Origin of the sequence: Psychromonas sp. psych-6C06, from assembly GCF_002835465.1 — a bacterium.
GTDB lineage: Bacteria > Pseudomonadota > Gammaproteobacteria > Enterobacterales > Psychromonadaceae > Psychromonas.
Map to the genome: position 1 here is coordinate 222734 of NZ_PIZM01000002.1, position 12735 is coordinate 235468.

Genomic DNA, 12735 nt, shown 5'->3' on the forward strand with positions numbered 1-12735 from the left:
AATCAAGAACCAGCTTTAAAGCTGAAAGCCATAAGGCTAGAAGCTAAAAGCTAAAAGCTAAAAGCTAAAAGCTAAAAACGGTTCTTTATGCTCTGTTTATGTTTTCAAGCCCCATAGACTTTAAACATATACTCACTCTCGCCTTCCAGCCTTATCGCCTTCAAGCATTTCTCACTCTCGCCTTCCAGCCTTATAGCCTTCAAGCATTTCTCACACTCGCCTTCCAGCTTTATCGCCTTCAGGCATTTCTCACTCTAGCCTTCCAGCCTTATGGCCTTCAGCATCTCTTTCTTTTAAATTTAACATTTTTGTAGGTAATAATGTCTTAGTGCTAAGTCATTTATGTTTAATTCAAATCGGAAAAGCACAGCTTAGTTTCCTAAGTGCGCAGTTTCCAACGCTGAAGCAGACTTAAATGACGACGCACTAAGTTAATATTTATTGAAACGGGGTTAAATCCCCGGCCCCTTCTCTGGCGATAACAATGTCATCATCAGAAAAATCGATAACGGTCGTAGGGGCTTCTCCCAAATAACCGCCGTTTAATATCAGATCAACTTTACTTTCCAATAGATCTCTAATCTCTTCAGGGTCAAACTCGGTGCTCTCTTTGCCCGGTAAAATCAGACTGGTGGTCATTAACGGCTCACCTAAAGCTTCAAGTAACGCCAAAGCAATCGCGTTATCAGGAATACGAATACCGATAGTGCGTTTAGTTGGGTTCATTAAACGCTTTGGTAGCTCTTTAGTTGATTTAAAAATAAACGTATAAGCACCGGGCGTATTACTTTTTAAGGCACGGTATGCTTGGTTATCTACACGCGCATAATTCGCGATTTCTGATAAATCGCGACACACCAGTGTAAAGTTATGCTTTTTGTCTAACTTACGAATTTTACAGATCCGCTCAAGGGCACGTTTATTTTCCATCAAACAGCCCAAAGCATAACCTGAATCAGTTGGGTAAATAATCACCCCACCGGCTTTAATAATGTCAGCGGCTTGGTTCATCAAACGCACCTGTGGATTATCTGGATGCACGTAAAAAAATTGACTCATACTGTTGTTTCTCTTCCCATTTTAAATTTCTGATTCGCTTAGTACTTATTTTAACGCAGGCTGTAACATTGGCCAATCGTGCCATATCGGTTTCGCAATTTCAGGGAGATGCAATGATTTTCCTAAATCGCGCCAGCGCCCAACAAAATGAAAATCACTGCCCTGTGAAGCAAGAAGATCATACTCTTCACTCCACATCGCTAATTGAAGGCGCATCTGTGGCGATTGCTGTCCCATTGCAACTTCCATTGCATCACCACCAGCTTCTTTAAATTCGGTAAATAAACGTCGCATCCATTTATTAGATAACTTGTAATGATTCGGGTGGGCTAAAATAGCTTGTCCACCGGCTTGATGGATCGCCTCTATGGCTTGATCAATGTCTACCCAATTATGTGGCACATAACCGGTATTGCCACGGCTCAGGTATTTATCAAATACACCTTGAAAAGTCGGTGCGATTCCTTGTTCAACCATATAACGCGCAAAGTGAGCACGCGTTATCGCGCCTTCTCCGGCTAATGCTTTCGCACCTTCATAAACGCCTTCAATTCTTGCTTTGGCAAGACGCCGTCCCATCTCTATTGCACGCGTCTCGCGTTTCTCTTTTTGTAATTCAATCAAAGCCAATAGATGTGCATTGTTAGGATCAATGTTAACCCCAACCACATGAATTTCGTGATTAAGCCAATTAGTGGTAATTTCAATACCATTAATGAGGGTTAACTTTAATGCATTGTCGGTAATATATTGTTGCGCTTCCTGCAAGCCATCGACACTATCGTGATCAGTAATGGCTAAATAATTAACCTGCCTATTTTCTGCCCGATTAACTAACTCACTGGGTGTTAATTGACCATCTGAGGCCGTAGTATGTGAGTGAAGATCAATTAACATAATTAAATTACCTGAAAAGCAAACTCGCTTAAAAATCACCTTGACATTAAGGTCTTAATCGCAAAAAATGGGTGTCATAATTTACGGGATGCATGATATATGATTTTTTATACAATTACTCTTACTGATTCTTGGTGGCACTCATTCTCTTAAGCGAGCAATGAGGTTTTTGTATAGTTCTTGTAAAATAGATTCCCAAAACCAAATTTAAAAGCTCGCAAATTGCGGGCTTTTTTTGTATTTGGGGTTTAAAAAAATTGGAAAGAAAATGAAAAAATTAAATATCATCCTTAAACAATGTTGGCGATGGCAAAAGTAATACACATATTATGAAGCATAAATAAGACCATTAAATTACCGACAATAAAAGCAACAGCATAGCCAGTAAAGATAACATTGATGAAGTCAGCTCAAGGAGCGACATACTGAGCAGCATTAGCAAGAAAAGGATCACAAATGAATACACATCATCCAATTGGGGTTTTAAGAACCCTGCATACTGAATGTCAATATATCCAAGACTCATTGGGTCTGTTTAAAAAGATGAGTGCCGACAGTGAAAATCATATGCTCTTTGATTCCGCAGAAATTGAATCGAAGACGCACCTGAAAAGCTTAATATTAGTCGATGCCTGTTTAAAAATAACCTGCCATGGTTTAACAGTCACCCTAGATGCTTTAACTGATAACGGCAAAGACCTCATTACCTTTCTGACACCTAAATTTTCCATAGAACTTATTCAGCAACAGTCTCCTAGCCAATTAACCTTAGTATTTCCAGAATCTGATCACAGTGGTGATGAAGAGAGTCGCTTAAAATCAGCTTCACCTGTTGATGCTTTACGCTTTGTCGTCGACCGCATTAAAAAAGAGTCAACGCATCAGCAAGCACTGTTTTTAGGTGGTATTTTTGCCTATGACTTTATCGCAAGCTTTGAAGATATTGGTGATGTACCAGACAGTGAGAACTGTTGCCCGGACTACCTCTTTTATGTTGCAGAAACATTAATGATTCACGATCATCAAACACAAAGCAGTGAAGTAATAGGTAGCGTCTTTGGTGGCCTTTACAGCGATGAAAACCATGTACGCATCTCCACACGCCTTGCTGAAATTCAAAACCTTTGTCGTAACTTTAGTCCCTGTGCCAATAAACTTATCCCACTTGAAGGCAATATAAAGGTTGATGTGAGCGATGAGGAATATTGTGCCACGGTAGAGCAACTTAAAGAGAACATCGTTAAAGGGGATATTTTCCAAGTGGTTCCCTCACGAAGCTTCTCTCTGCATTGCCCTAATCCGTTAGCCGCTTATGCAAAACTTAAAGAGACCAACCCAAGCCCTTACATGTTTTACCTAAAAGATAGCGACTTTATCTTATTTGGCGCCTCACCAGAGAGCGCGCTTAAATACACCAAGCAGAGTAATGAAGTTGAGATCTACCCGATTGCAGGAACACGTTCGCGTGGCTTCAACAAAGATGGCAGTATCAGCAAAGATTTAGACAGTCGACTTGAACTTGAATTGCGTTTAGATAAAAAAGAGACCTCAGAACATTTAATGTTGGTTGATTTAGCGCGTAATGATGTAGCACGCATTAGTGAGCCAGGTTCGCGCCATGTAGCAGACCTACTTCAAGTTGACCGTTACAGCCATGTGATGCATTTAGTCTCACGTGTTGTTGGTCAGCTTCGCCAAGATTTAGATGCCTTGCACGCCTATCAAGCCTGTATGAATATGGGCACCTTAGTTGGCGCACCTAAAATCCGAGCTTCTCAACTCGTACGTGATGTCGAGAAAAAACGTCGCGGTAGTTACGGCGGTGCTGTCGGATATATTAATGGCGAAGGTGATATGGATACCTGTATCGTTATCCGTAGTGCTTTTGTTAAAGACGATGTTGCCCATGCACAAGCTGGCGCAGGTGTTGTCTTTGATTCAGTGCCACAATTAGAAGCCAACGAAACACGTCAAAAAGCTGCAGCCGTATTAAACGCGATTGCATTAGCGCACGGCACGACACTCAAGCAAGTGCAAGGAGAATAAGATGAGCAATACAAAAACAACGACGCTATTTTTCTTGGATAATTTTGATTCATTTACTTACAACCTCGTCGATCAATTTAAATCGCTGGGTTACCCTGTTAAAATTTACCGTAATAGCCAAAGTGCAGCGCAAGTCAAAGAACATATTGATGCCTGCGAAAACAGTTCACCAGAAAGTAACGTCGTACTGATTTTATCGCCTGGACCAGGAACCCCAAGTGCCGCCGGATGCTTGATTGAACTGATCGCATTATGTCGCGGGCAAATACCGATGATTGGTATCTGCTTAGGTCATCAAGCATTAATCGAGCAATATGGTGGTACCGTTGGCGGGGCTGATGAAATCATGCATGGTAAATCATCATTGATTAACCACTGTGGTGATCGCATGTTTAGTGGTTTAAATCAGCCTCTTTCAGTGGCTCGTTATCACTCTCTCGTCGGCACTAAGGTACCGGACTCATTAGAGGTTGTTGCTGATTTTAATGGCATGTGTATGGCCGTTTATAACCAACAAGATCGCGTGATTGGTTTTCAATTTCACCCCGAATCAATCTTAACCTGTGAAGGGGCTAACCTTCTCGAAAACAGTTTAAATTTTGTCACAAATTTGGAAGCGAAATAGATGGATATTTTAGAGCAATTATATCAAGGACGCCCTCTGAGCGTCGAACAGAGTCAAATCTTTTTTGAAAAAGTAGTGAAGGGTGATGTCGACCCAATTGTTTTATCTTCTGCGATCACCGCAATGAAGATGCGAGGCGAAACAATTAATGAGATAACCGGTGCAGCGAATGCCCTCCTTGCGCAAGCAAAACCTTTCCCACGCCCAGATTACCCCTTTACCGATATTGTCGGCACCGGTGGCGATGGTTTAGGCACCATTAACATCTCAACGGCAAGTGCGATTGTCGCGGCCAGTTGCGGATTAAAAGTATGTAAACATGGTAGCCGCAGTGTTTCTAGCAAATCAGGAGCTTCTGATCTGCTGGCAGCTTTTGGATTAAACCTAGATATGAGCCCAGAAACAGCGCGCCAATGTTTAGATAAACTCAATCTCTGTTTTATTTTTGCTCCGGCTTACCACGCAGGAATGCGCTTTGCGGCGCCAGTTCGCGCAGCACTTAAAACCCGCTCCATTTTTAATGTATTAGGTCCATTAGTAAACCCTGCTCGTCCAGACTTCGAATTGATGGGAGTGTATGCACCAGAGTTACTCAAACCGATTGCACAAGTACATCAAAAGCTCGGCATGAAACGCGTCATGGTGGTGTTTGGCAGTGGTTTAGACGAAATTGCACTGCACGGTGAAACACAGGTTGCAGAGTTGCTAGACGGTGAAATTAAAGAGTACACCTTAACGCCTGCTGATTTTGGTGTTGAGACCTACCCAATTGAGTCCATTTTCGGTGGTACACCAGAAGAAAACAAAGTGATCACTGAACAAATTTTACAGGGTAAAGGTACCGATGCACAGCAAGCAGCGGTCGCAATTAATACCTCTGCGCTATTAGTGTTAAATGGTTTAGCGAGCGATTTTAAAGCTGGCGCACGTTTAGCACTTGATGCAATGAACAGCGGAAAACCTTTACAGTTAGTCAACCAATTAGCGGAGATGAGCCAGTGTTAAACTATTCTTTAAATGACGCAAGCTTACAAGACACCATTTTAGGTAAAATTGTTGACGATAAAATTGAGTGGGTCGAAGCGCGTCAAAAGGAACAACCTTTAATTAGCTTTAAAGATGATCTTGTTGATAGTGAACGTCACTTTTATGAAGCACTAGACCAAGACAACAGTGTGTTTATTTTAGAGTGTAAAAAAGCATCCCCTTCAAAGGGCTTAATTCGCCCAGAATTTGACTTAGATCTCATTGCTAGTGTTTATAAAAACCATGCTAGTGCTATCTCCGTATTGTCCGATGAAAAGTATTTTCAAGGTAGCTTTGACTACATCACGCAGGTTCGAGAGCAAGTGATTCAACCGGTTATTTGTAAAGATTTCGTTGTTGATGCCTACCAAATTTACCTCGCCCGCCACTATAAGGCGGACGCGGTATTGTTAATGCTTTCTGTGCTTGACGATGATGCTTATCAAGCACTACGTGATACGGCCCATAGCTTAAATATGGGCGTGCTCACAGAGATAAGTAATGAAGAGGAGCGTATTCGTGCGATCGCCTTAGGCGCGAAAGTGATCGGTATTAATAACCGTAATCTGCGCGATATGAGTATCGACCTCGACCGCACCAAAGTGTTAGCATCCAATATTCCCGCCGATAGAATCGTGATCAGTGAATCAGGTATCTACCATCACAGCCAAGTGGTTGAATTGAGTCAACATGCTAATGGCTTCTTAGTGGGTAGCTCTATCATGAGTCAAGATGATATTGAATCGGCTTGTCGAAAACTGATTTTAGGCGAAAACAAAGTCTGTGGTTTAACACATGCTTATCAAGCTGCTGACGTTTATAAAGCAGGCGCAATTTACGGCGGTTTAATCTTTGTAGAAAAATCACCACGTTTTGTAGAGATGGAAGAAGCACGCCTTGTTATGCATGGTGCACCATTACAGTATGTCGGCGTGTTCCAAAATGAAGATCCTGAGTTAATCGCTTATACAGTAAAACAACTCGGTCTTGCTGTTGTGCAATTACACGGTGACGAAACACCTAAAGATGTAAAAACGCTTCGCGGTCTATTGCCTGAGTCTTGCCAAATTTGGAAAGCACATGGAGTGAGTGACACGCTACCTGAATTTGAAAAATTTAATGTTGATAAACACCTATTTGATACACGTAGTGGCTCGCAAACAGGCGGTACGGGCAAAGTATTTGATTGGTCACTATTAGCAAACAGTGGTATTGATAAAAACAGCATTTTACTCGCCGGAGGCTTAACGCCAGAAAATGCCCGCGAAGCAGCGCTCATTGGTGTATCAGGGCTTGATTTTAACTCTGGCTTAGAAAGCGCTCCAGGAAAAAAAGAAGCCGAAAAAATCAATTTAGCTTTTTCCGAAATCAGAAAATATATGCTACGCGACTAAAATTCAGGGGATTTACATATTCCCCAAAATTAAGAGGTTACAAATAATGGAAAAATTAAATGCTTATTTTGGACAGTTTGGCGGTATGTACGTACCACAAATTTTGGTCCCTGCTCTCAAGCAATTAGAAGCTGAGTTTGTAAAAGCACAAACTTGCCCTGATTTTCTTGCTGAATTTTCAGAGCTATTAACAGAATATGCTGGTCGTCCTACTCCACTGACGCTATGCCGTAATTTAACCAAAGGTAAAAAAAGCAAACTTTACCTAAAGCGTGAAGACTTACTGCATGGTGGCGCACACAAAACTAACCAAGTGTTAGGTCAAGCATTGCTGGCTAAACGCATGGGTAAAAAGAAGATCATCGCTGAAACAGGTGCTGGTCAACATGGTGTTGCAACGGCATTAGCCTGCGCCTTACTGGGCCTTGAATGTAAAGTTTATATGGGCGCAGTGGATATGGAGCGCCAAGAGCCTAACGTGTTCCGTATGCGCTTAATGGGCGCAGAAGTGATCGGTGTACATTCTGGCGCATCAACGTTGAAAGATGCCTGTAATGAAGCACTGCGTGACTGGGCAGGTAGTTATGAAGAGACCCATTACTTACTTGGTACAGCAGCCGGCCCTCACCCATTCCCAACGATTGTTCGTGAGTTCCAAAAAATTATTGGCGAAGAAGCTAAACAGCAATGCCTTAAAAAAGAGGGGATCCTACCTAATAAAGTGATTGCTTGTGTTGGTGGTGGCTCTAATGCGATTGGTATATTTAATGACTTTATTGATGACCAATCAGTTGAACTAATCGGTGTCGAACCCGGTGGTTACGGCGTGGGTACAGGTAAACATGGCTGCCCAATCTCCTACGGTTCAAAAGGCATATTTTTTGGTATGCACTCATTAATGATGCAAGATAAACATGGTCAAGTACAAGAGTCTTACTCTATTTCTGCCGGCCTTGATTTCCCTTCCGTAGGCCCACAACATGCGCATTTAGCAGAAACCGGCCGTGCACAGTATGTTAACGCAACCGATGATGAAGCATTATTAGCCTTCAAAGCACTGTCTGAGCAAGAAGGGATTATTCCTGCTTTAGAATCTTCTCATGCGCTCGCTTACGCATTACGAATCATTGAAGAGGATGATAAAGATCAGGTCATCATCGTTAACCTATCAGGACGTGGTGATAAAGATATTTTCACCGTCGCAGAGATTTTTAAAGAAAGAGGAATGATCTAATGACTAAACGTTATCAAGCGCTATTTAATCGCCTTAACACTGAGAACCAAGGTGCATTTGTTCCTTTTGTAACCATTGGTGATCCGAACCGTGAACTGTCCATTAAAATCATTGATACCCTTGTCAAAGCAGGGGCTGATGCTTTAGAGCTCGGCATTCCTTTCTCTGATCCAGTCGCCGATGGTACCGTCATTCAAGATGCGTCAACACGTGCTTTAGATGCAGGGATCACTCCCGATAAAAGTCTCGAGATAATCAAAGAGATCCGTAAACTGCACCCTACAGTCCCTATTGGCTTATTACTGTATGTAAATATAGTTTATCGTAACGGCATTGAAGATTTCTATCAGCGCTGCGCGGATGCAGGTGTAGACTCTATTTTAATCGCTGATGTACCGATCGAAGAGAGTGCTCCATTTAGAGAAGCAGCTACTAAAACCGGTTTACAACAGATATTTATCGCACCACCAAACGGTGATGTGGAAACATTACAACAAGTTGCAGAATATGGTGAAGGTTATACCTACCTACTCAGTCGTGCAGGTGTAACAGGTGCTGATGCTAAAGCAGGTATGCCGGTTGAGCATATGCTTGAAACACTGAAAAAACACAATGCCCCACCGTCTTTATTGGGTTTTGGTATCTCTAAACCTGCACAGGTTAAAGAGGCGATAAAATCAGGAGCTGCTGGTGCAATTTCTGGTTCGGCGGTTGTTAAAGTGATTCAAGCAAACCTTGATGATCCTGATAAATTATTGCAAGAGATGGAAAAATTTATTGGTAAAATGAAAGCAGCTACTTACCTATAAATAAATGATAACAGTAAAAAAGTGAGCTCTGCTTACTTTTTTACTGTTTAACGAAGAGAATCACATGAAACAAGTTTTAGAATTTATCCCCCTTATTATCTTCTTTATTGTCTATAAAACCGCTGATATCTATGCAGCAACTGCCGCACTAATGATCGGCATGACCATAACCTTTATTTATAGTTACTTCAAAAACGGTAAAAAAGCAGAGAAGATGCAGATCATCACCCTAGGTATGATATTAATCTTTGGTACTTTTACCTTAGTATTACACAATGATGCTTTTCTCAAGTGGAAAGTAACCTTGGTTTACGCGGTCTTTGCAATTGGTTTACTGGCAACACAATATATCTTTAAAAAGCCGGCCATTAAGCAGATGCTAGGCAAGGAGTTAGACCTTCCAGATAGCATTTGGAATAACCTTAATTTAGCTTGGGCACTGTTTTTTATCGTACTCGGTGTTGTTAATACCTATATCGCTTTTAACCTTTCGCAAGAAGTTTGGGTTAACTTTAAAGTATTTGGTCTGCTTGCGGTCACCATAATATTTACCGTATTAAGTGGTCTTTACCTATACAAACACCTGCCCGAAGAGGGCCAAAAAAAGATTGTTGATGATAAAAAATCGGGAGAATAAAATGTTATACGTTATCTTTTCACAGGATGTAGAAAACAGCTTACCACTGCGGATCAAATCTCGACCTGCGCATATTGCAAGATTACAGGCACTCAATGAGCAAGGGCGTCTATTTGTCGCCGGACCAAACCCAGCGATTGATAGTGAAGACCCAGCTGAGGCCGGATTTACTGGTTCAACAGTCATTGCTGAGTTTGCATCACTCTCTGAAGCACAAGCTTGGGCTGATGCGGATCCTTACATAGAAGCAGGTGTGTATGCTTCTGTTATTGTAAAGCCTTTCAAAAAAGTGCTACCTTAGCTTTTATCTAAAGCAATTAAACACAAAAAAGCCAGCAAATTTTTGCTGGCTTTTTTGTTAAATGAAATCACACGAGACGTTAAGCAGACGCACTTCGCTCAACCATGTCATCTAGCTTTTCTTTTTTTATACTTAACTTAAACAACTCCTGCGCTTTAAGTTGTTGTAAAGGCGACAACTCACTGTATAACAGCATGTTACTTTCTAGCTCCTGACGCTGTGCAACAATATGTAGCTCACCACCTTGCAGGTAATAAAAACAATCAAGATACTGTTTATCCGCTTCAGCTAACTTAGCTAATGATTGTTTTTGCTGTGCTTGATATTGATTAAACTGAACTATCGGATCTTTTCTACTCACCATTGATAGTGATTCACAGCTCTGTTCCTGCGTCGACAGCAGAGAAGCCAATGCTTGATTAGTTTGCTTAACCGCAAGCTGGGCACGTTGAATCTGCTCTTTAAATACCATCGCTTCTACTGCAGGTAAGCTAATAAATAACTTAGACAATTGCTCTTCTGATAAAAATAGTGCCTTTTGGGTTTCTTTGTCCGCTAAATAAAATCTAATTAATGGCAGGCATTTTTTACCTAAAAATTGCTCAATGCTCACCTGTTTTTCTTGCATAGCGGTAATTATCTGCGCAGGAGGCAAGGTCATTAGATGCCAAGAAGCACTTAAGTTCTGATTAACCATAATCACTTCCTGCAAACTAAAAGTACTAAATAGTTGCGTTAATGTTTCTCTGTTTTTTAATAAAAAGCTCATCATTCAACTCCTAAAATACCCAGACTTCAACACGTCGGTTTTTACTTCTACCCAATGCACTTTTATTAGATGCAATAGGTAACTTCTCACCAAATCCCTCGACTGCGGTGACATTGAGACCGTAGGCATTTAGCTCCTTTTCAAGCTTACTAGCACGAACTAATGAAAGAGAGATATTCATTTTTGGATCGCCGAGTGAATCAGAGAAACCCATCAATACAATACGTCTGCCTCGGTGTTCAGTTAAGTAATCCACTAAACGTTTAATATCGCGCTTTGCTTTATTATCAAATTCATTACTGCCACTTTCAAAACGGAAATTAACTGATAAACGGCTCGCGACTTCAGCATAGTTATTGTAACTCTGCGGGGCATTTTTCACCGTGTAAGCATCTTCTAGTTTAATATTCTGCGATACCAAACCAACCTGCTCAACCACACTTTGCCCGCTTGCTGAAATAACAAACTGACTGAACTTCTGTGCCATCTGGTTATCACTACTTGGCGTATACATGTATAACCGTCGAGAAAGGGCATAATCTTCGGTACTGACCGTAAAACGTGTTGGATAGATAACAGCGCTCTCTTGAGATTCTGCAATTGCTAATGCTTTACTATTGTTTACATAAGGTAAGCCAATGAAGCCAATGGCGGCCATATCTTCTGCAACAGAATCAGAAAGCTCACTACTTGACTCAAAACGCTGACTACTTTTTGCTAACTGTTTTTTATTAGCTTTTAAAACCAATGAATTAAAAGTATCCCAAGTGCCTGAGTTTTCATCTCGCGCATAAAGGTTAATCGCTAAGTTTTGACCACCTAGTTGCTTCCAGTTATTAATTTCACCAGAAAATATTTTAGCTAAAACCCCGCTGGTAATTCGTTCAATTGGGTTATTTTTATTCACAATAATCGCTAACCCATCAAGTCCAATAATATACTCATGACCAGATGTAGAAAGATCACCTTTACTGGCTTTTAACGCCTCAACTTCCTTTGCTTTAATTTGACGTGATGACATGCTCATATCAGCGCGATCAGCAAGTAAGTCTTTAAACCCGGTGCTTGAGCCATGAGCATGCAATTGAATCGCATACACTTTATCGTTTTGAATATATTGTAATTCACGTTCAACAGCCACGTCCCCTTGTAACCAATGCATCTCTTCAACGCCCTGCTCAATAAGGTAAGCCTCAAGTAAAGCAGGTGCTAAATCTTCACCCACCGTATTTGAACCATGTAAACGCAATGCAACTTCACGCTTCACACTGGGTAAGGTAATTATTTTTTTGGCAATAACCGGTGTCACGATAGGCGCGACGACAACATCGGCTTTTGGTTCTGGCTCAGTTTGGATAGTCACAGTTTCAGGCTCTGTGGCTATAGGCTCAGCTTTCTGAATGGCCTCTTTATTTACTTGTAAAGGAGGTTGATCTTTATGTTGTGCATTAATATTAATGTAGCCATTTTGCCAACTGACAAATAGACCAACAACAACCACTAATAATAATGAAGCAAAAATAAGTAATGCAGGGGATTTTTTAGCAACAGGTGCAGGTGTATTTTCAACAGGATCCTCTTGTGAGGCCAGCTTAATATATACAGGAGTATGCTTTAGCAAAGTGACTAACTCATTTAATGCATCGCTTCCTAAACCATCAAGCTCAGTTAAAACCGTCAGGCGATATTGTTTATCAGAGACCATTTTATCTAAAGAGATTTGGATATTTAACTCTTCATTGGCACTACTTTTAAGTAATAAAAGTTGCTTTTTAAATTCAGGATTTATAATCAACTTTCGATTGTTGCTCGTTTCTTGTGCAGACATCAGCTTCCCTGTTGTAACTATTTCATAAATATATTGGCGCTATTATAAAGATTAGTGTTACAAGCAGATGACAGAAATATGACAAGCCATGTAACAAAAAATGTGACACA

General features: G+C 41.0%; 12 protein-coding genes. 8 read left to right on the forward strand and 4 right to left on the reverse strand.

Translation table 11 applies throughout. The features are described 5' to 3' along the window. Window positions 1-438: 438 nt before the first annotated feature. Both CW745_RS04125 and CW745_RS04130 read right to left on the reverse strand, forming a co-directional pair. On the reverse strand, window positions 439-1059 hold the full coding sequence (locus CW745_RS04125) for an L-threonylcarbamoyladenylate synthase (protein ID WP_101107252.1): 621 nt from the start codon (window positions 1057-1059) through the stop codon (window positions 439-441). 45 nt (window positions 1060-1104) lie between these two features. Then, complete coding sequence (locus CW745_RS04130; RefSeq protein WP_101107253.1) at window positions 1105-1956, reverse strand: PHP domain-containing protein; 852 nt, start codon at window positions 1954-1956, stop codon at window positions 1105-1107. A gap of 456 nt (window positions 1957-2412) precedes the next feature. Here CW745_RS04130 and CW745_RS04135 point away from each other — a divergent pair, with 456 nt between their 5' ends. From CW745_RS04135 to CW745_RS04170, 8 genes are all read left to right on the forward strand, one after another. Next, window positions 2413-4002, forward strand: coding sequence for an anthranilate synthase component 1 (locus tag CW745_RS04135; protein WP_101107254.1), 1590 nt, complete (start codon window positions 2413-2415; stop codon window positions 4000-4002). 1 nt (window position 4003) lies between these two features. Further along, the gene (locus CW745_RS04140; RefSeq protein WP_101107255.1) at window positions 4004-4627 is read left to right on the forward strand and encodes an aminodeoxychorismate/anthranilate synthase component II; all 624 of its coding nucleotides are present in this window, start codon (window positions 4004-4006) and stop codon (window positions 4625-4627) included. Beyond that, a complete protein-coding gene (trpD, locus tag CW745_RS04145) occupies window positions 4628-5632 on the forward strand; it encodes an anthranilate phosphoribosyltransferase (RefSeq protein ID WP_101107256.1) in 1005 nt (334 codons plus the stop codon). Beyond that, entirely contained in the window at window positions 5626-7047 is a 1422-nt protein-coding gene (trpCF, locus tag CW745_RS04150) for a bifunctional indole-3-glycerol-phosphate synthase TrpC/phosphoribosylanthranilate isomerase TrpF (RefSeq protein ID WP_101107257.1), read from the forward strand. Before trpD ends, trpCF begins: the two co-directional genes overlap by 7 nt. 46 nt (window positions 7048-7093) lie before the next feature. Further along, a complete protein-coding gene (gene trpB / locus CW745_RS04155; protein WP_101107258.1) occupies window positions 7094-8281 on the forward strand; it encodes a tryptophan synthase subunit beta in 1188 nt (395 codons plus the stop codon). Beyond that, window positions 8281-9090 carry a tryptophan synthase subunit alpha gene (gene trpA, locus CW745_RS04160; protein WP_101107259.1) on the forward strand — a complete coding sequence of 270 codons (810 nt, stop codon included), beginning with the start codon at window positions 8281-8283 and terminating at the stop codon, window positions 9088-9090. The genes trpB and trpA overlap by 1 nt, the downstream gene beginning before the upstream one ends. Before the next feature lie 64 nt (window positions 9091-9154). Next, the gene (locus CW745_RS04165; RefSeq protein ID WP_101107260.1) at window positions 9155-9727 is read left to right on the forward strand and encodes a septation protein A; all 573 of its coding nucleotides are present in this window, start codon (window positions 9155-9157) and stop codon (window positions 9725-9727) included. A gap of 1 nt (window position 9728) precedes the next feature. Next, on the forward strand, window positions 9729-10028 hold the full coding sequence (locus CW745_RS04170) for a YciI family protein (RefSeq protein WP_101107261.1): 300 nt from the start codon (window positions 9729-9731) through the stop codon (window positions 10026-10028). Window positions 10029-10107: 79 nt separating this feature from the next. Here the strand turns inward: CW745_RS04170 and CW745_RS04175 are convergent, their stop codons facing one another. Next, a complete protein-coding gene (locus CW745_RS04175) occupies window positions 10108-10800 on the reverse strand; it encodes a hypothetical protein (protein WP_193755535.1) in 693 nt (230 codons plus the stop codon). 7 nt (window positions 10801-10807) lie between these two features. Then, window positions 10808-12625, reverse strand: a complete 1818-nt coding sequence (locus CW745_RS04180; protein WP_101107263.1) for a phosphate ABC transporter substrate-binding/OmpA family protein — start codon at window positions 12623-12625, stop codon at window positions 10808-10810. Between the last annotated feature and the right edge of the window lie 110 nt (window positions 12626-12735).